This window comes from Xanthomonas melonis, from assembly GCF_020783655.1.
In the GTDB taxonomy this organism is placed as follows: domain Bacteria; phylum Pseudomonadota; class Gammaproteobacteria; order Xanthomonadales; family Xanthomonadaceae; genus Xanthomonas; species Xanthomonas melonis.
Genome location: NZ_JAJGQH010000002.1, coordinates 339,607 through 361,174, shown reverse-complemented (window position 1 = coordinate 361,174; position 21,568 = coordinate 339,607). Strand labels below are relative to the sequence as shown.

Here is a 21,568-nt window from a genome sequence, read left to right as displayed (position 1 = left end):
GAGAAATGGCAGGCGGACGCGAAATCAAAACCAAGATCAAGAGCGTGCAGAACACCCGCAAGGTGACGCGCGCGCTCGAAATGGTCTCGGCCTCCAAGATCCGCAAGGCGCAGGACCGCATGAAGACCTCGCGTCCGTATGCGCAGGCGATGAAGCAGGTGATCGGCCATCTGGCGCAGGCCAGCACCGATTTCCAGCATCCGTTTCTGGTCGAGCGCGAGCAGGTCAAGCGGGTCGGTTACATCGTGATCTCGTCCGACCGCGGCCTGGCCGGCGGTCTGAACAACAACCTGTTCCGCAAGATGCTGGGCGAAGTGCGCCCGTGGCAGGACAAGGGCGCCGAGATCGATGTGGTGACCATCGGCCAGAAGGCGTCGGCCTTCTTCCGTCGCGTCAAGGTCAACATGGTCGGCAGCGTGACCCACCTGGGCGACAGCCCGCAGGTCGAGCAGCTGATCGGTGTGATCAAGGTGATGATCGATGCCTACATCGAAGGCAAGGTGGACCGCGTCTATCTGGTCTACAACCGCTTCGTGAACACCATGACGCAGAAGGCCAGCTTCGACCAGCTGCTGCCGCTGCCGGCCGCCGAGCACAAGGTGGCGCACCACGACTGGGACTACCTGTACGAACCCGATGCCGCGACCGTGCTGGAGCACGTGATGACGCGCTACATCGAGTCGCTGGTGTATCAGGCTGTGCTGGAAAACGTGGCCTCCGAACATGCTGCGCGCATGGTGGCGATGAAGGCCGCCAGCGACAACGCCAGCAAGATGATCGGCACGCTGCAATTGGTCTACAACAAGGCGCGTCAGGCGGCGATCACCCAGGAAATCTCGGAAATCGTCAGCGGCGCAGCCGCTGTGTAAGCACGGCCGGGATTGGGGATTCGGGATTGGTTGGAGCGCTGCGGACTGCGCCCTTGCGAATCCCCGATCACGAGTCCCAAATCACAAAATTCAACGAGATGGCATCGGCCCCTCGGACAGAACAAAGCTAACCGGAGCAGCAAAATGAGTCAGGGCAAGATCGTTCAGATCATCGGCGCGGTCGTCGACGTCGAGTTCCAGCGCAATGAAGTGCCGAAGGTGTACGACGCGCTGAAGGTCGACGGCACCGCCATCACGCTGGAAGTCCAGCAGCAGCTGGGCGATGGCGTCGTGCGTACCATCGCACTCGGCTCCACCGACGGCCTGAAGCGCAACCTGGTCGCCACCAACACCGGCCGCGCGATTGCCGTGCCGGTGGGCGCCGGTACCCTGGGCCGCATCATGGACGTGCTCGGCAACCCGATCGACGAAGCCGGCGACGTGCAGGCTTCGGATCATTGGGAAATCCACCGTGGCGCGCCGTCCTACGAGGACCAGGCCTCGACCACCGAGCTGCTGGAAACCGGCATCAAGGTGATCGACCTGATGTGCCCGTTCGCCAAGGGCGGCAAGGTCGGCCTGTTCGGCGGCGCCGGCGTCGGCAAGACCGTCAACATGATGGAGCTGATCAACAACATCGCCAAGGCGCACTCGGGTCTGTCCGTGTTCGCCGGCGTGGGCGAGCGTACCCGCGAGGGCAACGACTTCTACCACGAGATGAAGGACTCCAACGTTCTGGACAAGGTCGCGATGGTGTACGGCCAGATGAACGAGCCGCCGGGCAACCGTCTGCGCGTGGCGCTGACCGGCCTGACCATGGCCGAGTACTTCCGCGACGAGAAGGACGCCAGCGGCAAGGGCAAGGACGTGCTGCTGTTCGTGGACAACATCTACCGCTACACGCTGGCCGGTACCGAAGTGTCCGCACTGCTCGGCCGTATGCCGTCGGCGGTGGGTTACCAGCCGACCCTGGCCGAAGAAATGGGCGTGCTGCAGGAACGCATCACCTCGACCAAGAGCGGTTCGATCACCTCGATCCAGGCGGTGTACGTGCCTGCGGACGACCTGACCGACCCGTCGCCGGCGACCACCTTCGCCCACCTGGACTCGACCGTCACGCTGAGCCGTAACATCGCTTCGCTGGGCATCTACCCGGCGGTGGATCCGCTGGACTCCACCAGCCGCCAGATGGATCCGCTGGTGATCGGCCACGAGCACTACGAAACCGCCCAGCGCGTCCAGCAGACCCTGCAGAAGTACAAGGAACTGAAGGACATCATCGCGATCCTGGGTATGGACGAGCTGAGCGAAGAAGACAAGCAGTCGGTGTCGCGCGCGCGCAAGATCGAGCGCTTCTTCAGCCAGCCGTTCCACGTGGCCGAAGTGTTCACCGGCTCGCCGGGCAAGTACGTCTCGCTGAAGGACACCATCCGCGGCTTCAAGGCGATCTGCGACGGCGAGTACGACCACCTGCCGGAGCAGGCGTTCTACATGGTCGGCGGTATCGAAGAGGCCGTCGAGAAGGCCAACAAGATGAGCGCCAAGGCGTAAGAGCCGGGATTCGGGATTCGGGATTAGGTACGGCGGTGATTGGCACGGTGGATGAGGATGGCAACGACGGTGAACGCCGCGGTTACCAATCCCCAATCCCCAATCCCCAATCCCCGCCTCACAACGTGAGGCACCATGAGCACTATCCGTTGCGACATCGTCAGCGCCGAGAAGGAAATCTTCCACGGTGAGGCGACGCTGGTCGTGGCCACCGGCGAATTGGGTGAGCTGGGCATCGCACCCAAGCATGCACCGCTGATCACCCGCCTGAAGCCGGGCAAGGTGGTGGTCACCACCGCCAACGGCGAACAGCTGGACTTCGCCATCTCCGGCGGCATCCTGGAAGTGCAGCCGCAGGTGGTGACCGTGCTGGTCGACACAGCGGTGCGCGCGCAGGACATCGACGAAGCCGCTGTGCGCAAGGTCAAGGAAGAGGCCGAGCGCCTGCTGGCCAACCGTGGCGACACGGTGGACGTGGCTCAGGCGCAGCGTCAACTGGCCGAGGCGACGGTGCAACTGCAGGCGCTGGAGCGTCTGCGCCGTAACCTCAAGCACTGAGCGGTTGCCCACGCTTCCGACCGGGCGGCGCAGCTGCGCACCGAGCACGAAACGCCGACCCTTGGGTCGGCGTTTTCGTTTGGGGCGCTGCGCTTGCGCGATAGGAAACCGCCTTCTGCAGGGAGTGGGCACACTGGCCCGCCCGGCCTTGCGCTGCATCGAAGCCGCAGCGCGACGCACCGCGTCTGGCCCCCCGTGAGGAGTACACCATGAGACTTTCGACCGCTGGCGTCCGCAATGATCTGTTGAATGGTTTGCTTGCCGTGGCCTTGCTTGGGTGCGCCTGGCCCGCGCTCGGCCAACCGCCACTGGATCCGTTGCTGGACCGGATCGTGCAGCGCAATGCGATCGGCGATGCGGTGGCCCTGAGCAAGTGGGACAGCGGCAAGCCGGTGCTGGATCAGACCCGCGAAGCGGCGGTGTTGCTCAGCGTGCGCGACCAGGCCGCGGCCCATGGCTTGCAGGCCGACGATGCAGTGCGTTTCTTCGCTGCACAGATCGAAGCCAATAAATCGGTGCAGTACGCGCTGTTGGACCGTTGGCACGAACGTGGCCGCGCGCCGCAGACGGCGCGGCCGGATCTGGCCACGTTGCGCGCGCGTCTGGATCAACTGCAAGGCGAGTTGCTCGACGCATTGGCCGCCGCAGGTCCGGCACGGACGGCCCCCGGGTGTCCGGCCAGTACCGCGCGCGCGGCCGCGCACTATGCCGCGCAATGGCAACTGGACGCGCTGCACCGCGCCGCATTGGTGCGCAGCCTGGGCGACTTCTGCCAGCAGGTGGACAACAAGACCTAGCAGTCGGCAATCGGCCGGAGCAACGCCTCGTAGCGGCGAACACAACGCAGTGAGCAGTCGTCAGCGGGGGTGAGGAAGGCGCGGAGGAATCGGAGTATCCGATGGTACATGCCGGTTTCGAGCACCGGCCGCGCCCGCCTGGTGGTGCGCACGGCAGGTTTGTCAGCTGCTCATGGTTCGCGAGTCCATGCAACACACTCCATGCGGCCGTTCGCAGGCGCTGTCGATCTTGCCTCAGCGATACACCACGTGCCGGCCCAGCAGGAACGACACGATTGCCAGCCCGCCTTCGACCAGCGGTTTGGCGAGCCAGGCCTGGCGCAAGCCCACCAGATCGACGGTGGCCGACAGCAGCCAGGTGCTGACGATGGTCAGCGTCACCCACATCACCGCAAAGCGGCCAAAGCGTTGCCAGCCCAGACGCGCACCATCCCGATGCGCGAAGGTGTAGCGTCCATTGAGCCAGAATCCAAGCACTGCGCCGCTAATACGTCCGAGCAGGTTGGCCGGTGCCGTGGGCATGCCGGCGGCGGTGGCGGCGATGAAGATGCCGCAGTCCACCGCCAGCTGCAGTGCGCCGATCAGGGTGAACTGGCTGCCTTGGCGGAACAGACTCATGCATGCCGGACAAGAGGAAAGGGCGCCCATCCTAGCGGGCGCAGCGCTTAAAAACGTGTCATCGCATGCCGAGGGCATGCCTTGAGCACGCGGCATTGCGGCACTGCGACTAGAATTCGATCATCTCTTGCAACCGGAACATCGTAATGACCCTGCCTCTGCACGTCGTGATCCTGGCCGCCGGCGAGGGCAAGCGCATGCGCTCGGCGTTGCCCAAGGTGCTGCAGCCACTGGCGGGCCAGCCGATGCTGGCGCATGTGATCGCCACTGCGCGGCAGCTGCAGCCGGCGGCGATCCACGTGGTCTACGGGCACGGCGGCGACCAGGTGCGTGCGGCATTCGCCGGGCAGGGCGATCTGCAGTGGGCCGAGCAGCGCCGGCAGCTGGGTACCGCGCATGCGGTACAACAGGCCTTCGATGCGATTCCCGACGCGGCCACCGTGCTCGTGCTGTATGGCGATGTGCCGTTGATCCGCAGCCAGAGCCTGCTGGAGCTGCTGCATGCGCCCGGCCGCATGGCGGTGCTGGTGGCCGAGCTGGCCGACCCGACCGGCTACGGACGCATCGTGCGCGACGTCGCAGGCAAGGTCGCCGCGATCGTCGAGCAAAAGGATGCCAGCGAAGAGCAACGTCGCATCCGCACCGTCAATACCGGGATCCTCACCGCCGAATCCACCGCACTACGCCGCTGGCTGTCCGGTCTGTCGAACGAGAATGCGCAGGGCGAGTTCTATCTGACCGACGTCTTCGCCAGCGCGGCCGCCGACTTCACCCCGGCCGACATGGTGCAGGTAGCCGATCCGCAGGAAGTGGAGGGCGCCAACGACCCTTGGCAGCTCGCGCAGCTCGAACGCGCCTGGCAGGCGCGCGCCGCACGTGCGCTGTGCCTGGAGGGCGTGCGCATGGCCGACCCGGCACGTGTGGAGCAGCGCGGCACGGTACGGGTCGGCCGCGATGTGCAGCTGGACGTCGATGTGATCCTGGAGGGCGAGGTCACGCTCGGCGATGGCGTGGTGATCGGCCCGTTCGTCCGGCTGCGCGATGTCGATCTCGGCGCCGGCACGCAGGTGCGCGCGCATTGCGACCTGGAAGGCGTTATCACCGAAGGCGCGGTGCAGATCGGCCCGTTCGCGCGCTTGCGGCCGGGCACCGTGCTCGCCGACGGCGTGCATATCGGCAACTTCGTCGAGACCAAGAAAGTCAGCATGGGCGTGGGCAGCAAGGCCAATCATCTGACCTACCTGGGCGATGCGACGATCGGCAGCAAGGTCAATATCGGCGCCGGCACCATCACCTGCAACTACGATGGCGTCAACAAGTCGCAGACCACCATTGGCGATGGCGCGTTCGTCGGGTCCAACAGTGCGCTGGTAGCGCCGATCGACATCGGCGCCCATTCCACCATCGGCGCCGGATCGGTCATCACCCGCGATGCCCCGGCCGGCGAGCTGAGCGTGACACGCGCGCGCCAGACCGTGGTGGAAGGCTGGCAGCGGCCCACGAAGAAGTAAGCCGCCTGGTGGCGGACAATGCAGTGCGACCCTGACTGCGTAGGAACGCAGCTGGGCGCGACTGACAGCGTTGGTAACGCCCGTCGTGTCCGGGGGCGCTCCTACCGGGTGCGTAGCGGGCTTTTGCCACGCATGAGCCGGCGCAATGAATGGTTCGTGTTGATGCCTGCATGATCCAGGCGCGAGCGGGGCGCGGCTCTCACGCGGCCAACGGCAACAGCAGGGTCACACACAGGCCGCCATGCTCGCGGTTGTGCAGCGAGATACGCCCGCCATGGGCCTCGGCGATCTCGCGCGTCAGCGCCAGCCCCAGTCCAGTTCCGTTGCGCTTGGTGGAATAGAACGGCATCAATGCATTGTGCAGCACCGCCTCGTTCATGCCGTTGCCGCGGTCGAGCACTTCGATGCGCAGCCACTGCGGCACGCGCGTCACGCGCACGACGACATCGCCATTGGGCGGCTGCGCCTCGCTGCAGGCTTCGTGCGCATTCTTCAGCAGGTTGAGCAGGGCTTGTTCGACTTGCGCGGCGTCGATGCGGCTGGTGACATCGCTCAGATCGCCCTGCAGGTGGAACGGGATCTGCTGCCGCAAACGTTCCAGGAACGGTGCCCATTCGATGGTCTGCAGCTGCGGCTGTGGCAACTTGGCGAACCGCGCATAGCCGCGGATGAAGCCTTCCAGATGACGCGCGCGTTCTTCGATGGTCTCGAACACCGTGCCCAGCCTGTCGGTACGCTCACGTCGCAACAGTTCGGCGCCCGAATGTGCCAGCGAGGCGATCGGGGCAAGCGAATTGTTCAGCTCGTGGCTGATCACCCGGATCACCTTCTTCCAGGTCTGCACTTCCTGGCGGCGCAGTTCGGTGGTCAGGGTACGGATCAGCAATAGTTCGTGGCCACGGCCATTGAGGTGGAAGCTGCGCCGCGACAGGTGGTAGATCTGCTCATCGTCCTCGTCGTCGCCGTCTTCGCGCACCGCAAACAGGCAATCGCCGCCGCGGCCCAGCGCATCGCGCAGTTCGCCGGGCATGCGCGCGAGCACATCGTCCAGGTGCTGGCCTTCGAGTTTGCGCCCGCCATGCAACAGCTTGCGCGCGGCGTTGTTGGAAAACCCGATCCGACGCAGGCCGTCGCCGCCGGCGACCACCAGCAGCATCGCCACGGGCGTGTTCTGCAGCATGGTGTCGAGCATCAATTCGCGTTGCACCAGGTCGCGCCGCTGCGCGCGCAGCACGTCGCCGAGCTCGGCGTGCGCGTAAACCAGTTGCGCCAGCTCGTCGTGACCGCGCCAGTACACGCCAAAGTTGTACTCGCCGTCGCGGTAACTGCTGGTGGTGCCGGCCAGGGCGCGAAACAGCGAGCGCATCGGCGCGGTGGCGCGGCGCAGGCTCCACCACATCGCCCCTACCAGCACTACCACCGAGATCGCGGCAACCTGCCATCCGTGGTCCAGCCAATAGGCGGTGAACCAGGGCAGGGCGGCCGCCAGCGCCAGCACCGGCAACAGGCGCAGGAACAGCGAGAACGTAAAGGAGCGTGTCCACATACCGAAGTTCATTCCGACGTGATGCCGTAACGGTCCATACGCCGGTACAGCGCCTGGCGGCTCAATCCCAGCTCGGCGGCGGCCTGGGCGATGACGCCATGGGCGCGTGCCAGGGCCTGTTCGATGCGCGCACGATCCGGTTCGCCCGCCGGGGTGGCCGGTGGACGCGGGGCTGGTGCGCGCGGCAGATTCAGATCGGCGACCTCGATCCGCGCGCCCTGCGCCAGCAGGCTGGCGCGTTGCAGTACGTTGCGCAGCTCGCGCACGTTGCCCGGCCAGGCGTGTCGCTGCAGCGCATCGCGCGCCTGCGCCGACAACGGCTTGTCTGTGGCCAGGAAGTGCGCTGCCAGCGGCCCGATGTCGCCGGGACGCTCGGACAGGGCCGGCAGCGCGATTTCCACCGTGTTGAGGCGGTAGTACAGGTCTTCGCGAAAGCTGCCATCGCGAATCATCGCAGGCAGATCGGCGTTGGTGGCGCTGATCACCCGCACCTTGGCATGGCGCTCGCGATTGGATCCCAGGCGCTCGTAGCGGCCGGTTTCCAGCACGCGCAGCAGTTTCATCTGGCCCGCCAACGGCAGGTTGCCGATCTCGTCCAGAAACAGCGTGCCGCCATCGGCCGCTTCGAACTTGCCTTCGCGCGCCTTGTTGGCACCGGTATAGGCACCGGCTTCGGCACCGAACAGTTCGGCCTCGATCAGTTCGCCCGGCAATGCGCCGCAGTTGAGCGCAATGAACGGGCCGTGCCTGGTGGCCGAATTGGCCTGGATGATCTCGGCGATCTTTTCCTTGCCGCTGCCGTTGGGACCGGTGATCAGGACCGGCAACTCCGAGCGCGCGACCTGGCAGGCCAGCGCGATGGCGCGCTCACTGGCGGGGTCGGCGAACACCGCACCGCGTAGATCGTAGCGCTGTGTCAGTTGCTCGCGGCCACGGTGCTCGCGTTCGCGACGGCGCGCGAGCTCACGGCGGGCCTCGGACAGTTCCAGCAGGTTGTTGACCGTGGTCAGCAGCTTGGTGTCGTCCCAGGGCTTGGCGATGTAGTCGGCCGCACCGGCCTTGACCAGCCCCACCGCGCTGCCCAGATGCGTCCAGGCAGTGAGCAGGATGACCGGCAGATCCGGGTGGCGCTGACGGATCTGTGCGAACAGCGCTTCGCCCTCTTCGCCGGAGGTGGTGTCGGCAGTGAAGTTCATGTCCTGGATCACCAGGTCGAACGCCTGCTCGTCGAGCAATGCCAAGCCGGCGTGCGGCGACTGCGCATGCTGCGCCTCGATGTCGTGCAGCGAGAACAGGACCTCCAACGCGGTGGCCACGGCGGCGTTGTCGTCGATGATCAGGATCTGCGGCATCGCGTTGCTCGAGAAAGCACTGAGGAAGGATTATCAGAACAGGATTCCGTGCAGCGCGGAACTGCAACGCGTATCTGGTCGTAGGGGGAAACGGCCCAGCCGACGAGCTCGAGCGTTGGCCGCCGAGCGCGGTGCTAGCGATGTGGGGGTGGCGTTGCCTGTCCTGGTGGCAGCAATGCGGTGTAGGCCGCCGCCGTCCAGGTCTGTTGGACCTGGACGCCATCGCGCAGGACATGCACGACCACCGGATGGGCCGCAGCGGCACGCAGTGCCGCGATCAGGTGCGCCACCGCGGTGATCTGGGTATGGCCAACCGTGTGGATCCGGTCGCCACGCTGCAATCCCAGGGACGAGCCGGCACTGGCCTGGGTCACCAACAGGCCATCGCCGGTGGCGACGAGTTCGACGAACTGATCATCGTGGTGCCAGCTGAGCCGGGCATCTTCGACGGCGAGGACATCGTGGGTCGAGATCGCCAGGGCTTGGGCACGGGCGGCGCTGAGGGTGCCGGCAATGGCGAGGCAGGTTGCCGTCAGGATGGTGCGCGCGCGCTGGGCAGGACGGCTGGGCATGGGTGGGACCGATAGGAACGGAGGGTGCGGGCGAGGGCGAACGGACTCCTTCCCGACCGCACGCCTGGCCGGGAAGCAGCACTGTGCCATCATGCGCTCCGGGTGGCGACGGCCGGCGGTACTGCGGCGGCGCGTCGGGCCGGCCAGAATACCGCCAGCTGGCCCAGCGCCCATAGCAGCACGGCACCAGCCGGCAGGTAGATCGCCGGCAGTCGCGGCAATTCGTAACGCGCCATCAACCACACATTGATCGAATACGCCATCAGCATGCCCAACGCGATGCCGATCGAGGCCAGCAGAAAGTTCTCGATCTGGAAGTAGCGCAGGATCTGGTTGCGTGTCGCCCCCAGGGCACGGCGGATGCCGATCTGCTTGGTACGTTGCTGTACCCAGAAACTGGCCAGCCCCACGATGCCCAATGCGGTGACGATCAGCAATGCGACGCACACCGCACCCAGCAGCCACACCATCGCACGGTCGTTGCGGAAATACGCGTCGCGGATCTCGGTATAAGTCTGCTGCTTCAGCACCAGGCGACTACTGTCCACCCGCATCAAGGCGGCTACCGCGGCCTTCAGCACCTCTTGCCGCCGTGAGGGATCGGTCACGCGCAGGATGTACTGGCCTTCGGTATAGGGCGCGCGGATCGGCAGCAGCATCGAATAGTCCAGCTGATCCATTCCGTTGACGTTGTTCGGGCGCGTCAGGGTCTGCACGATGCCGACAACCCGCAGCGGCACCTCGCCGGAGTAGACGTTCTTGCCGAGCGCGCTCTGGCCGGGAAACATCTTCTCCGCGGTGGCCTGGGTCAGGATCACCGGCGCCCCCTTGGTGCGCACGCTCTCGTCGTTGTCCGCCTTCTCCATGCTGATGTATTCCTCCGCAGTGAAGTCGCGTCCTGCCGTCAGTTGCAGGCCGAACACCTTCAGGCCGCCGTCGCTGACCAGGTATTGCCCGGCATTGAGCGTGGAGCGCTCCTGCTCCGGGGTCAGCGACAGGCCGGTATTGGATGAGGTGGTGGAGAAAGGCAGCTGGTTGGTGATGGCCGCGGCGCGCACACCGGGGATGGCGCGTAACGCCGCCAGGTCTTCCTGGGTACGCGCATCGGCGTTGGTCTGGGTGCCGATGCCGCCGAGTCGGATACTGAGCAGATCCTGTTCCGCAATGCCGCTGGCACGCGAGAGCGTCTCCACGCGGTTGCCGATCAGGAACAGCGAGTTGCAGATGATGGCGCAGGCCAGGGCGATCTCCAGCACGATGAGTGCGGCCGCGGTCTTGTGGCGGCTGAGGGTGGAAACGATGGGGCGGATGTCCATGGGGTTAGCCTTCGAAGAGGGGCGTGGCCCGGCGCGTGGCGACGGGCGCGGTGATCATGAGGACTTGAGCTGCAGTGCCGGCGCGACCTGGATGGCGCGCCACGATGGCAGCAGGCCGGCCAACAGGCTGGCGGCCAGCGCCAGGACGAAGGTCACCGCCAGCATGGTCGGATTCAGATGTGCCAGCGAGGCGTAGCCCACCGGCTGCTGGCGTACCGCCCACAACCCCAGCCACGCCAGCGCCAATCCGGCGATGCCGCCGACCAGGCCGATGGTTCCCGCTTCCACCAGGCATTGGGCGAAGATCGCGCCACGCGACGCTCCAAGCGCGCGGCGTACGCCGATCTCGCCGCTGCGGCGCAGGAATTTGGCCAGTAGCAAACCCACCGTATTGAGCAGGCAGACCAGCAGGAAGCCCATCGCCAGCCACAGCTGCAGGCGCACGTCGCTGGGCACGACCTCGTTGTGGTCCAGCCACTGCATGACGTTGCGCAGGCGCACGTTGTTGGGCCGGGTGAAACGTCCCGCCGCGCGCTGTTGATCCGAATAGTTCTCCAGGTAGGCCTTGTAGTCGCCGACCTGGCTCGCGTCCTCCAGCTCCACCCAGTACTGCACCCACGTGCAGGGTGCGTTGAGTGCCATGGTGTCGCCGCCTTCGACCTTGCCAAAGCAGTTGGTCCCGCCGGCGTGGGCCAGCTTCGCATCCATCGCGGTACTGAAGGGCACGTACAGTTGTTCGTCCGCACCATAGGTGTCGATGATGTCGTAGAAGCGCGGGGCGACGTTCCAGGTGTCGAGCACGCCGACGATGCGGAAGCTGCTCTTGTCCACGCGCAGCTCGCGCCCGACGCTGTTGCCGCCATCGAACAACTTGTCGTTGAGCGTCTTGGTGATCACCGCAACGCGCTCGTGTCGCTCGTCGCTGGCGCTCGTCCAGCCCTGGCCGTACAGGAACGGGGTTTCGAACATCGGAAAGAAGTCGGCCGAGGTGAAGCGCGTTTCCAGCTTGAACGGACTCAGCCCGCTCTTCTGCGGCTCGATCGCGACGTTTCCGCCACTCATCATCGCCTGGCGTTTGGCGCGCTTCTCGCGCAGCAGCGCTTCGGCATCGAAACGGGTGGATTGATAATCCGGTTCGTCCCCGGGTTGATATCCGGCCTTGGGTTCGGAATCGACCTGCACGTAGAACAGGCGATCGCTCTTCTGCGGGATCGGATCACCGGACAGGACGTAGAACACCGTCAACGTCGTCATGCTGGCGCCGATGCCCAGCGCGATCGCAAGCACCATCAGCGCGGTGAGCACCTTGTTGCGGCGGAAGCTGCGCAGCGCCAGGTGAAAGTAGTAACCGAACATGGCGCTCTCCTTACTCTGCCAGGGTGGGCGCGATGTCGCGCGCGCGCATCAGGCTGGGATCGCGTTCCAGATCGGTGGCCTGTCCATCGACGATGTGCACATTGCGTTGCGCGCGTGCGGCCAGCTCCGGATCGTGGGTGACCATGACGATGGTGGTGCCCTGGCTGTTGATTTCCTCCAGCAGTTCCATCACCCCGCGTGCCATCTGCGAATCCAGATTGCCGGTGGGTTCGTCGGCCAGCAGCAGGCGCGGACTGCCGGCCAGTGCACGGGCAATGGCAGCTCGCTGCTGTTGTCCGCCGGACAGCTCGGTGGGGTAATGCTTCAGACGCGAGCCCAGGCCGACCTTGGTCAGCGCCTCTTCGATGCGCTGCTTGCGCTCGGCGGCAGGCATGCCGCGATAGCGCAGTGGCACGTCGACGTTGTCGAACAGGTTGAGGTCGGGGATGAGATTGAAGCCCTGGAAGATGAAGCCGATCTTGCGGTTGCGCAGGCGCGAGCGGGCGTCGTCGGACAGGTGGCTGACATCTTCGCCATCGAGCAGATACTGGCCACTGGTGAAGGTCTCCAGCAGTCCGGCGATATTGAGGAAAGTGGTCTTGCCGGAGCCGGAAGGCCCGGTCACTGCGACGAATTCGCCCTCGCGCACATGCAGGTCCAGCGAGCGCAGCGCGTGCGTTTCCACCTGTTCGGTGCGGAAGACCTTGGAGACGGAGCGCATTTCGAGCATGGCGGAAGTTCCTATGGTAGGGAGTGGTGGTGGATGGTGGATGGTGGAACCGGGACCCGGTAGATCAAGAACAAAAGCGGTGGCCGGTCGCTTTGGCTTTTCCGGGTCCCGGGTCCCGGGTCCCGGCTCAATGCACCGTGACGCGCGGCGCATCGCCGAAGTTGTCCGCGCCGGAGACCACCACGCGGTCGCCGACCTGCAGGCCGGACAGCACCTGCACTTCGCCCAGGCTGCTGACGCCCATGCGTACCGGGCGGCGCACCGCGGTGTTGCCGTCCATCACGTAGGCATAGCTGCCACCGGACTGCTCGAGGAAGGGGCCGCGCTCGACTTTGAGCACGTTGCGGCGGGTATCCATCATCACCCGCGCACTCATGCGCTGGCTCTGGCGCAGACCCGGCGGTTGCTTGTCGGTGAAGCGGATGCGCGCGGTGACCTCGCCGTTGACCACTTCCGGCGATACCGCCGAGATGGCGCCGGCGAATGGTTCGCCGCTGCCGCTGGTGAGCTGGGCGGGCATGCCGATGGCAAGGTCGCGCGCGAAGCTTTCGGGCACCTTGATCTCGACTTCGAACTTGGACAGATCCACCACACCCAGGATCGGCGCGTTCGCCGCCACCTGGGTGTGCTGTACCGCCTGCACCTGGCCGACCTGACCATCGAACGGGGCGAGCAGGGTGAGCGCGTCCACCTGGCGCTGCACCTCGGCCACCACCGCACGCTGGCGATCGGCCAGCAGGCGCTTGTTGCGCGAATCCAGGTCCGCGCCCTGGCTCTTCAACGCCGCATCGCGTTGGGCGTGCTGCAGATCGATGTCGGTCTTCTTCAGGGTGTCCTGCGCCTTGGCCAGTTCCACCTGCGGCACCGCGCCGCCATCAAAGCCGCGCTGGTAGCGCTCCAGATCGCGGACGGCGGCCTGCTTGTCGATCCGGGCCTGGTCGGTGAGTTTGCTGGCATTGGCCCGCGCCAGCGTGGCATCCAGGGCGGCGCGGCTGGATTCGGCTTCCAGCCCCGCCAGGGTCGCCTGCTCCTGGGCGAGCTTGCTGCGCAGTTCCGGGCTGTCGATGCGTGCCAGCTCCTGGCCTCGCTTGACCACGTCGCCGGCCACCACGCTCAGCGTCACCGTGCCGGCGGAGATGGCGTACAGCACCGGGCTGTTGGCGGCGATCACACGGCCGTCGGCGGCGATGTCGCGCACCAGGTCGCCCTGGCCGACGGTGGCGATGCGCACCCGGCTGGCATCGAACGACCGGCTGCCTGCACTCCATGCGGTGACCGCCCAGCCGATCCCGGCCAGGACCACGATGGCGCCTACTCCGGGCCATAGCCAACGGCGCCAGACCACGCGCTGTTCGGTGGAACGGATGACCTGGTCCTGTGCAGAAGTGTCACGAATCATGGTGGCTGGGCTCGGTGGCGTCACAGGACGTCAAAGCAGGTTGCGTGCCAATCCATAAACTATTGATCAAAAACAACTTATTTTCCGGTGGACAGGTGTCCGCAGTGTCCGCGGACACCCACCCGGACAGCCTGTCCGGGCGCGGTCATGCGGTGGACAAGAACGGACACGCTAAAATGCCGGCTTTCTTTCCTGAAGAGCTGTCCCTATGTGCGGCATTGTCGGAGCGATCGCCGGGCGCGACGTGGTCCCGGTCCTGATCGAAGGACTCAAACGGCTGGAATACCGCGGCTACGATTCCTCCGGCATTGCGGTACTCGACGGCCACCAGGTCCGCCGCGTGCGCCGCACAGGACGCGTGGCGGAGATGGCCCAGGCCGCGCAGGCCGAACAGCTCGACGCAACCCTGGGTATCGGCCATACCCGTTGGGCCACCCACGGCGGCGTCACCGAAGCCAATGCGCACCCGCACATCAGCGACGGCATCGCGCTGGTGCACAACGGCATCATCGAAAACCACGAGGAACAGCGCGAAAAGCTGCGTGCGCTCGGCTATCGCTTCGAGTCGCAGACCGATACCGAGGTCATCGCCCACCTCATCCACCATCATCTCGGCGACGCCGGCAATCTGTTGGCGGCCTTGCAACGCACGGTCAAGGAACTCACCGGTGCCTACGCATTGGCAGTGGTGAGCCAGACCGAGCCGGAACGCTTCGTCTGCGCCCGCATGGGGTGCCCGCTGCTGATCGGCGTGGGCGAGGGCGAAAACTTCGTCGCCTCCGATGTCTCTGCCATCGTGCAGGCCACCCGCCAGGTGATCTTTCTGGAAGAAGGCGACACCGCCGAGCTGCGGCGCGATGGCGTGCGCATCTTCGACGGCAACGATGCGCCGGTGGAGCGCGCGCTGCATCTGTCGGACGTTTCGCTGGCCTCGTTGGAGCTCGGCCCGTTTCGCCATTTCATGCAGAAGGAGATCCACGAGCAGCCGCGCGCGCTGGCCGATACCATCGAAGCGGCCATCGACGCGAAGGGATTCCCTGCGTCGCTGTTCGGGCCCAAGGCCGAAGCAGTGTTGGGCGCCATCGAGGGCGTGCAGATCCTGGCCTGCGGTACCAGCTACTACGCGGGCATGACCGCGCGCTACTGGATCGAAGCCCTCGCCGGGCTGCCATGCAGCGTGGAGATCGCCAGCGAATACCGCTACCGTGCCGCCTATGCGAACCCCAAGCATCTGATCGTCACCATCTCCCAGTCCGGCGAAACCTTGGACACCATGGAGGCGCTGAAGTACGCCAAGTCGCTGGGACATCTGCACACGCTATCGATCTGCAACGTGCCCGAGAGCGCGATCCCGCGCGCCAGCGAGCTGGTGTGCTACACGCGCGCCGGTGCCGAGATCGGCGTGGCCTCGACCAAGGCCTTCACCACGCAGCTGGCGGTGCTGTTCCAGCTCGCCGTGGTACTGGGCAAGCTGCACGGGCGTATCAACGAGACCGAAGAAGCCGAGTACCTGGAGCAACTGCGCTTCCTGCCGGGCAGCGTGCAGCACGCGCTGAATCTGGAGCCGCAGATCATGGCCTGGGCCGAACGGTTCGCGCCGAAAGAAAACGCCTTGTTCCTTGGCCGCGGCCTGCATTATCCGATCGCCCTGGAAGGGGCGCTCAAGCTGAAGGAAATCTCCTATATCCACGCCGAAGCCTATCCGGCCGGCGAATTGAAGCATGGGCCGCTCGCCTTGGTGGACGCGTCGATGCCGGTGGTGGTGATCGCGCCCAACGATCGCCTACTGGAAAAGGTCAAATCCAATATGCAGGAAGTGCGCGCGCGCGGTGGCGAGTTGTTCGTCTTCGCCGACCAAGACAGCCACTTCAACGCGTCCGAAGGCGTCCACGTGATCCGCACGCCGCGCCATGCCGGCGTGCTGTCGCCGGTGATCCACACCATTCCTGTGCAGCTGCTGGCCTACCACACCGCCTTGGCACGCGGCACCGACGTGGACAAGCCGCGCAACCTGGCCAAGTCGGTGACGGTGGAATGAGGCCGCGCTGCGGAGCCTGCGAGGATGGCTCAGCAACACGCATCGCGACGCTGATGGCCTGAGTATCGCGCCGCCGCATGCCTGGCGTTGCGGCAGATCCTGTTGCGGTCACAGTCTTCCCCGTGTGATCGGTGAACGCATCGGGAGCGTCGCCGGTCCTGCCCGGCGACGCTCGCATGTGTCGGCCGCTGTGGCAGTGACGGGCTGCAGCACGATTGGCAGCCGCAACGCGCGGTTGCCAGCGGTTTGGTCCAGGTTATGCATACGCTACTGGCGAGGGTCCACACCACGCAGGGGGACGTATGCACGAGTCTTTCAGGCAGGGCACGCCGGCCGAGTTGTGGCAGGCGTTGGTGCGCGAGGCGGGGCAGCGGACTGCGCGTCCGCTGGACGAATCGCGTGAGCATTATCTGGTGTTCGTTCTGCTCCGTTTCCAGCGTGATGCGCATCTGCTCTCGCGGACGCAGGCACTGGCATGGCTGCACGCGCAGGAACAGGTAGGTAGCGTGCGTGCCGATCTGCTGCGCGATGTCGGCGATGGCTGCCTGCTGATCGCGGGCCTGTTCCCTGGCGTGGCGCAGCGGCGCCGTCTCAGCGTGGAGTACTTCATCGATCTGGGGCGCGGCGCCTACTCCGAAGTGGCCGATACGCGCTGCAGCGACGCCGGCCTGTTCGCACAACTGGCCGATGGCTATCGCGAGCTTGTCCAGACCCTGGCCGCACTACGCACGCCGCGACAGTGGCAGTGCGCGAGCAGTGGGATCCTGCATGCCTGACCGCGCGGCTAACAAAGCGACTGCGCTCCCCGCCAGGCGGGCGCGGCCGGTGCTCGGAATCGGCATGTACCAAACGTACACTCCGGGTTTCTCCGCGCCGTCCACACCCACCTGACGACTGCTCGCTACGCTCTGTCAGCCGCTCTGAGCTCTCCCGCACGGGACCCTCCCGACAGTTCGGTGGGGACCGCCCCGACTTCCAAAACGCCAGCGTCGGCCCACACTATCCCGGCAGACTTGATCCGCCGGGCGACGCTGTAGTGTTCCGGACGGGTCGATCCTGTGCCAACGACCACCGCGCAACCTGTGCGGTGACGTCTTGCCGCACTGCGTGGGGGCGCGCAGTGCGGCACTTATTCCATGGGAAGGACATCCACATGAAGGTGTGTATTGCGGCCGTGCTGTTTGCGGTGGCTGGCGCGGCGATGGCGCAGGGGATTCCTCCCGGTTACGCCGGCGAGGGCGGGATGACGCTGCAGGAGATCGACCCTGCGATCTATGCCTACCATTACGATCACGGCTTCGTCGGCGAAGACGCGATGGGCTGGGACCCGGCATTGCAGTTTGCCTGGTCGCGCATCGCCGCCGCACACGTCTGCGCGCAGCGGCCAGTGTCCGACGCCGTGATCGGCAAATTGGTCGAGCAGTACGGGCAGTCGGCCGATGTGCATCAGATCAACGGCATCGGATTTCATGAGGCGCAGATGCGTGCGGCCGGCAGTTTCTGCACGCCAACGCGCAGCGACGAGGCGACTGCCGTGCTGCCGGCGTTCACCGGTGGCGATTTCTCGACCGCCACCGCCTACGCGGCAGCGGCCGCTGCCGGGACCCTGGCGGTGACAGAGCAGGCGCTACCGTCTGCACCCGTCGGCGATGTCACGATCGCGCCGTCGGCGGATTGGGCACTGCAACTGCCGTTGGGTGCACAGCTCAACCTGGGTGCGGACGGCCTGCCCAATGGCGACGAAATGTTGCGCGTGGTGCGGCGCGGGCATACCGGGGCTTATGTCGGATTGCAGGTTGCAGCCAGTCTGTTCGCGCGTGGCGTGGTGGCATCGGCCTTCAGCAAGGACCAGTTGAAGGGCGAGAAGATCAAGGACATCGGAAACCCAGGTTACGGGCTGCAGCGCGATGCTGTCAATGGGCAGTTGAAGCGCTACTTCACCGGACATCCCGGCGCGATTCCGGTCGATCCGTTCCCGTTGCAGGTGGTGATGTCCGATTGGGCGCTGATCTATCAAAGCCTGAGCGACGACCGCTCGCCCTATGAATTGCGCTACAGCGTGACCATCGGCGGGGAACGCACCGGTCTGCTCAAGCGCAAGGCCAGCCGGGTCCATCTGGCGTGCACGCCGACGCCGCGTACCGCCTCGTTGCAGGAGTGGGAAGCCGACAACTACGCCTTGGTCAAGCAGGCGGCTCAGGCGTATACCGACGAGTGCGCGGCCAGGTTCGCAGAACGTCTGCCGCAATGGTTTCCCGATACCGCCACGGTGGCGGCATCCGACTGAGCCGGGCACCAGCGGCGCCCGGCGTTGCATGCGCCAGAACGATCGTTCAGATCGCCGCGCGTGACGGGTTGCGTTGCTGGTCCTGCTGGTCCTGAGGCGGTTGCGGCTGCTGGGCCTGGGTTTCCTGCCGCACCGCATTGCTGCTGTGCTCCAGCGGGCGCTCTGTCGCCGCGGCCTTGTCGGCATAGATGCGTTGATGCGCGGGATCGTTGGGTTGCCCCTGCACCGCAAACAGCCCGCTGCCGTCCTTGCTCTGCACCACCATGTCGATGCGCTGCATGCCGCCGACCTTGGCTTCGAAAGCCAGTGCGCCAGCCGCGTTTTCCAATGCGCGCCGGTTGGGGAATGCCTGCGGGCCCAGCTGCTCCAGCTTGCCGACCGCCTGGTTGTACAGCGGATGGTCGGGATTGGTCTTCTCCGACAGCAACGGCGCTTTCTCGGCCTGCCTGAGGGCATTCCAGGTATCGCGGCCGACGATGCCGTCGTCCTGCAGGCCGTGCGCCCGCTGAAACGCCTTGACCGCTTCGCCCGTGCGTGGCCCATACGCACTGTCGGCCTGCAAGGCATTGCCGCTGGCGTCCTTGTAGCCGAGCTGCTGCAGCGTGTGCTGCAGCTTCTGGACCTCGGCGCCGTGCGCATCCTCGCGCAGCACCCCGGGGCTGCCCGCGCCAGCCGATGCGGGTGTGGGTTGCTGCGTCGCGGTGCCGTGCGACTGCTGCCTGTCCTGGCTACGGGTCTGCAGCAGATCGCGCGCCTCGGCAAGCGGGTCGCTGGCGAAGAGCTTGACGCCCTGGGCGTGCTTGCGTTGCAGATAGGTTTCCAGCGAACTGAGTTCGACCCCCTCGCCGCCGCGCGACTGGCTGATCTTCAGCTCCCCATCCCTGGGGTCGCGCACCACCATGGTGATGTGGTCGATGCCCTTGTAGCGGCCCGCATCCCAACTCTTGGCGCCGTTGTCCTCGCCGATGATCATGCCCTCCTTGAGCTTGTCGGCGGTGACGTCCTGGCCCTGGATCAGCACACCCGAGCGGTGCTCGGCCTTGCGCAGCAATTCGGATGCGCTATCGAAGCCCGGGCTGAACTTCTCGGCCTTGCTGAAGACCGACCTTCCCGCGCCGCGATTGATTTCGTCCATGGTGGCGTTCTGCATCTCGACCACCCAGCCGGAGCAATCGACCCGTCCCTGGTCCGGGTCCTTGGCGCCCAGGCCGTACTTCACGTGGTCGTACTTGTTCGTCAGTTCATAGGCCGCGCTCAGCGCGATGCCTTGGGTTGCAGCCTGTGCAGGCGGTGCCTGCGGCGCGGGCGTTGCCTGGGCCGGCGCCGGAGCGGGCCGTTGTCCGGACAGCGGCTCGATCCCTTTTTCCGGCAGGTGGATACGGTCCATCTTCGTATCCCAGTAGCGGATGAAGGTTTGCGCCATGTCCTTGTCGGACATGCCCCTGAACGTGGCCGCATCCACGCCGGTCAGGGACTGCAGCTCTCTCCCGCCGATATTGTTGAGGATGTTGGCGCGCGTGCTGTCGAGACTGAACGACCCGGTGGTCAGCGCTGCCTGCAGGGAACGATAGCCGCCGGCGCCCTGCTGGTGCGCCATGTACATGTCCAGGCCATCGGGCTCGGGTTTGCCCGACAGGTAGGGCCGGCCATCGCGTTCGTGCCGGTCCACCAGGGCGTTGCGGTTGTTCAGATAGAGGCGGGCGGCTGCATCGGTATTGACCACTGCATCCAGCTCGCGCCCTGCAATCCCGTACTCGGCAGCGGTCGGTGGCGTGAACTGGAACAAGCCCTTGGCACCGTTGGGGCCACGGTTTGCCAATTCGTCGAAACTACCGCCTGTTTCCGCATAGGCGAAACGAAAGAAGTCATCGCGCGGAATGTTCCGCTCTTGCGCTTCACGTTCGATAATGTCGAGCACTTCGGCTCGCGAGTAATTCGTCGGCATCGCTCATCGTCCTTTCATTGAGTGCCGCAGCCCGGCGGCTGCAGCGGTACGCCGCCCGAACCAATTCCTTTGGTTCTGTGTCAGGGGGTCGGCAAATACGATTTGTGGGCCGCATCGTACCGGTATTGGACCGTCGCGTCACGCCCGGTTGCCGAGGGATCACCGGAGAGCGTAATGCGGATGTCCGGCAGCCCCGACTGCTGGACGAATGCCAGTGTGCTGCCGTTCTTCACGCAGGCGATCCTGCCGGGCGCATCCTCGCCGCAGTTGGCGCTATTGTCCTGGCCGGCCGGCAGATTGCCCACATAGGTCCAATGCGTGTCGTCGACCTCGGCGGTCTCCTTCGGATTGAACGCCAGCAGGTCGTAGGACAGGATGCGTATGCCGGACTGCAGGCTCCAGGTCGGTAGCGCGAGCACCAGGCGACCATCGTCGGTGACGTGGGTCTGGGGCTTGCGTGTGGTGTCGATGGTATTGGCCTGCTCCATGCCGCCGAACTCGCCGATATACGGCTCGGCACCCAGCAGCTTCCATGGCGACTTGCTGCCGGGTTCGCTGGTGACGAAGGTGGCGTGGGCCAGGGTCACCTTGGCGTCCGGTGCGGGATAGTGATTCTCGCGCTCGGCCCCGTAACGCTCGGGGGTTTCCCACGCAAAACCGGTGTAGTAGCGCGTGCCGCCGAGGGCGAATTCGAAACCGTACCAGTAGTTGATCCAGCTGCCGTTGGCGACCTCGTACGACAGGGCGCCGTCGCCATCGACGTTGCTGATGAAGTACAGCACGCTGTCCGGGCGCGGCGGCTGCAAGTGCTGGGTCGTTCCCTGGGTCGCATCCTGCATGGAAGTGGCTTCCTTGTCTGAAGGGTGGGGGACGGTGCTGGGAGTGCTTGCCTTCGGGGCCGCGGCGTCCGGGGGGGGCGGCTTGCATGCGGCGATCGTCGCCAGCGCAAGGATCAGTGGAATCTTCCTGACGAGCATTGGGGTGCATCCGTTGCGAAGGGCGGAAAAAGTCTACCCCAGCCCGGGGACGTGTCCATCCGTGGGGCTGGAGCGCGCATCATGCAGGCAGGGGTGCGGCAGCGGATGCACGAACTCTTCACGTACGCATGGATGGCATGCGCGCG

At 65.7% G+C, this 21,568-nt stretch carries 18 protein-coding genes and 2 other RNA genes; 9 read left to right on the top strand and 11 right to left on the bottom strand.

The genetic code is table 11. The features are described 5' to 3' along the window. The first annotated feature begins 5 nt into the window (after positions 1–5). The 4 genes from atpG (at position 6) to LL964_RS03360 (ending at position 3,775) form a co-directional block, all read left to right on the top strand. Positions 6–869, top strand: a complete 864-nt coding sequence (gene atpG, locus LL964_RS03375; protein WP_104585169.1) for a F0F1 ATP synthase subunit gamma — start codon at positions 6–8, stop codon at positions 867–869. A gap of 144 nt (positions 870–1,013) precedes the next feature. Further along, positions 1,014–2,420 carry a F0F1 ATP synthase subunit beta gene (gene atpD / locus LL964_RS03370; protein WP_104585167.1) on the top strand — a complete coding sequence of 469 codons (1,407 nt, stop codon included), beginning with the start codon at positions 1,014–1,016 and terminating at the stop codon, positions 2,418–2,420. Between the two features lie 135 nt (positions 2,421–2,555). Beyond that, positions 2,556–2,978: a F0F1 ATP synthase subunit epsilon gene (locus LL964_RS03365; protein ID WP_104585165.1), complete on the top strand. Its 423-nt coding sequence runs from the start codon at positions 2,556–2,558 to the stop codon at positions 2,976–2,978. A gap of 209 nt (positions 2,979–3,187) precedes the next feature. Continuing rightward, a complete protein-coding gene (locus LL964_RS03360; protein ID WP_104585163.1) occupies positions 3,188–3,775 on the top strand; it encodes a chorismate mutase in 588 nt (195 codons plus the stop codon). Between the two features lie 34 nt (positions 3,776–3,809). Here LL964_RS03360 and LL964_RS03355 read toward each other — a convergent pair. Together LL964_RS03355 and LL964_RS03350 are read right to left on the bottom strand one after the other, a co-directional pair. Continuing rightward, positions 3,810–3,885: non-coding RNA, sX9 sRNA (locus tag LL964_RS03355), on the bottom strand. A gap of 124 nt (positions 3,886–4,009) precedes the next feature. Further along, complete coding sequence (locus LL964_RS03350; RefSeq protein ID WP_104585161.1) at positions 4,010–4,393, bottom strand: GtrA family protein; 384 nt, start codon at positions 4,391–4,393, stop codon at positions 4,010–4,012. A 146-nt stretch (positions 4,394–4,539) separates the two neighbouring features. Between LL964_RS03350 and glmU the strand changes: the two genes are divergently transcribed. Next, complete coding sequence (gene glmU / locus LL964_RS03345) at positions 4,540–5,904, top strand: bifunctional UDP-N-acetylglucosamine diphosphorylase/glucosamine-1-phosphate N-acetyltransferase GlmU (RefSeq protein ID WP_104585159.1); 1,365 nt, start codon at positions 4,540–4,542, stop codon at positions 5,902–5,904. 199 nt (positions 5,905–6,103) lie between these two features. Here glmU and LL964_RS03340 read toward each other — a convergent pair whose 3' ends face one another. From LL964_RS03340 to LL964_RS03310, 7 genes are all read right to left on the bottom strand, one after another. Next, a complete protein-coding gene (locus tag LL964_RS03340) occupies positions 6,104–7,450 on the bottom strand; it encodes a sensor histidine kinase (protein ID WP_104585602.1) in 1,347 nt (448 codons plus the stop codon). 8 nt (positions 7,451–7,458) lie between these two features. After that, positions 7,459–8,802, bottom strand: a complete 1,344-nt coding sequence (locus LL964_RS03335) for a sigma-54-dependent transcriptional regulator (RefSeq protein WP_104585157.1) — start codon at positions 8,800–8,802, stop codon at positions 7,459–7,461. Positions 8,803–8,936: 134 nt separating this feature from the next. Then, entirely contained in the window at positions 8,937–9,374 is a 438-nt protein-coding gene (locus LL964_RS03330; RefSeq protein WP_228329371.1) for a hypothetical protein, read from the bottom strand. A gap of 89 nt (positions 9,375–9,463) precedes the next feature. Next, the gene (locus LL964_RS03325) at positions 9,464–10,690 is read right to left on the bottom strand and encodes an ABC transporter permease (RefSeq protein ID WP_104585155.1); all 1,227 of its coding nucleotides are present in this window, start codon (positions 10,688–10,690) and stop codon (positions 9,464–9,466) included. A gap of 54 nt (positions 10,691–10,744) precedes the next feature. Beyond that, a complete protein-coding gene (locus LL964_RS03320; RefSeq protein WP_104585153.1) occupies positions 10,745–12,046 on the bottom strand; it encodes an ABC transporter permease in 1,302 nt (433 codons plus the stop codon). 10 nt (positions 12,047–12,056) lie between these two features. Next, a complete protein-coding gene (locus LL964_RS03315; RefSeq protein ID WP_104585151.1) occupies positions 12,057–12,776 on the bottom strand; it encodes an ABC transporter ATP-binding protein in 720 nt (239 codons plus the stop codon). 127 nt (positions 12,777–12,903) lie between these two features. After that, positions 12,904–14,175, bottom strand: coding sequence for an efflux RND transporter periplasmic adaptor subunit (locus LL964_RS03310; RefSeq protein ID WP_104585149.1), 1,272 nt, complete (start codon positions 14,173–14,175; stop codon positions 12,904–12,906). A 208-nt stretch (positions 14,176–14,383) separates the two neighbouring features. On the opposite strand from LL964_RS03310, the gene glmS reads away from it, so the two are divergent. The 4 genes from glmS to LL964_RS03290 all read left to right on the top strand — a co-directional run bounded on the left by glmS (position 14,384) and on the right by LL964_RS03290 (position 18,500). Beyond that, positions 14,384–16,213 carry a glutamine--fructose-6-phosphate transaminase (isomerizing) gene (gene glmS, locus LL964_RS03305; protein ID WP_104585147.1) on the top strand — a complete coding sequence of 610 codons (1,830 nt, stop codon included), beginning with the start codon at positions 14,384–14,386 and terminating at the stop codon, positions 16,211–16,213. A 302-nt stretch (positions 16,214–16,515) separates the two neighbouring features. After that, positions 16,516–16,989, top strand: a complete 474-nt coding sequence (locus tag LL964_RS03300) for a hypothetical protein (protein WP_104585145.1) — start codon at positions 16,516–16,518, stop codon at positions 16,987–16,989. 64 nt (positions 16,990–17,053) lie between these two features. Beyond that, positions 17,054–17,130: non-coding RNA, sX9 sRNA (locus LL964_RS03295), on the top strand. Between the two features lie 236 nt (positions 17,131–17,366). Continuing rightward, positions 17,367–18,500: a hypothetical protein gene (locus tag LL964_RS03290; RefSeq protein WP_104585143.1), complete on the top strand. Its 1,134-nt coding sequence runs from the start codon at positions 17,367–17,369 to the stop codon at positions 18,498–18,500. A gap of 46 nt (positions 18,501–18,546) precedes the next feature. Here the strand turns inward: LL964_RS03290 and LL964_RS03285 are convergent, their stop codons facing one another. Together LL964_RS03285 and LL964_RS03280 are read right to left on the bottom strand one after the other, a co-directional pair. Further along, complete coding sequence (locus tag LL964_RS03285; RefSeq protein WP_104585598.1) at positions 18,547–20,418, bottom strand: peptidoglycan-binding protein; 1,872 nt, start codon at positions 20,416–20,418, stop codon at positions 18,547–18,549. A 107-nt stretch (positions 20,419–20,525) separates the two neighbouring features. Beyond that, entirely contained in the window at positions 20,526–21,284 is a 759-nt protein-coding gene (locus LL964_RS03280; RefSeq protein WP_104585141.1) for a hypothetical protein, read from the bottom strand. Between the last annotated feature and the right edge of the window lie 284 nt (positions 21,285–21,568).

Bases quoted from the DNA above. Each gene is read 5' to 3' on its own strand.
- LL964_RS03325 (WP_104585155.1), bottom strand. From the start codon at position 10,690: ATGGACATCCGCCCCATCGTTTCCACCCTCAGCCGCCACAAGACCGCG.
- LL964_RS03365 (WP_104585165.1), top strand. From the start codon at position 2,556: ATGAGCACTATCCGTTGCGACATCGTCAGCGCCGAGAAGGAAATCTTC.
- glmU (WP_104585159.1), top strand. From the start codon at position 4,540: ATGACCCTGCCTCTGCACGTCGTGATCCTGGCCGCCGGCGAGGGCAAG.
- LL964_RS03340 (WP_104585602.1), bottom strand. From the start codon at position 7,450: ATGTGGACACGCTCCTTTACGTTCTCGCTGTTCCTGCGCCTGTTGCCG.
- LL964_RS03300 (WP_104585145.1), top strand. From the start codon at position 16,516: ATGCACGAGTCTTTCAGGCAGGGCACGCCGGCCGAGTTGTGGCAGGCG.
- LL964_RS03315 (WP_104585151.1), bottom strand. From the start codon at position 12,776: ATGCTCGAAATGCGCTCCGTCTCCAAGGTCTTCCGCACCGAACAGGTG.
- LL964_RS03360 (WP_104585163.1), top strand. From the start codon at position 3,188: ATGAGACTTTCGACCGCTGGCGTCCGCAATGATCTGTTGAATGGTTTG.
- glmS (WP_104585147.1), top strand. From the start codon at position 14,384: ATGTGCGGCATTGTCGGAGCGATCGCCGGGCGCGACGTGGTCCCGGTC.
- atpD (WP_104585167.1), top strand. From the start codon at position 1,014: ATGAGTCAGGGCAAGATCGTTCAGATCATCGGCGCGGTCGTCGACGTC.
- LL964_RS03310 (WP_104585149.1), bottom strand. From the start codon at position 14,175: ATGATTCGTGACACTTCTGCACAGGACCAGGTCATCCGTTCCACCGAA.
- atpG (WP_104585169.1), top strand. From the start codon at position 6: ATGGCAGGCGGACGCGAAATCAAAACCAAGATCAAGAGCGTGCAGAAC.
- LL964_RS03320 (WP_104585153.1), bottom strand. From the start codon at position 12,046: ATGTTCGGTTACTACTTTCACCTGGCGCTGCGCAGCTTCCGCCGCAAC.
- LL964_RS03280 (WP_104585141.1), bottom strand. From the start codon at position 21,284: ATGCAGGATGCGACCCAGGGAACGACCCAGCACTTGCAGCCGCCGCGC.
- LL964_RS03335 (WP_104585157.1), bottom strand. From the start codon at position 8,802: ATGCCGCAGATCCTGATCATCGACGACAACGCCGCCGTGGCCACCGCG.
- LL964_RS03290 (WP_104585143.1), top strand. From the start codon at position 17,367: ATGAAGGTGTGTATTGCGGCCGTGCTGTTTGCGGTGGCTGGCGCGGCG.
- LL964_RS03330 (WP_228329371.1), bottom strand. From the start codon at position 9,374: ATGCCCAGCCGTCCTGCCCAGCGCGCGCGCACCATCCTGACGGCAACC.
- LL964_RS03350 (WP_104585161.1), bottom strand. From the start codon at position 4,393: ATGAGTCTGTTCCGCCAAGGCAGCCAGTTCACCCTGATCGGCGCACTG.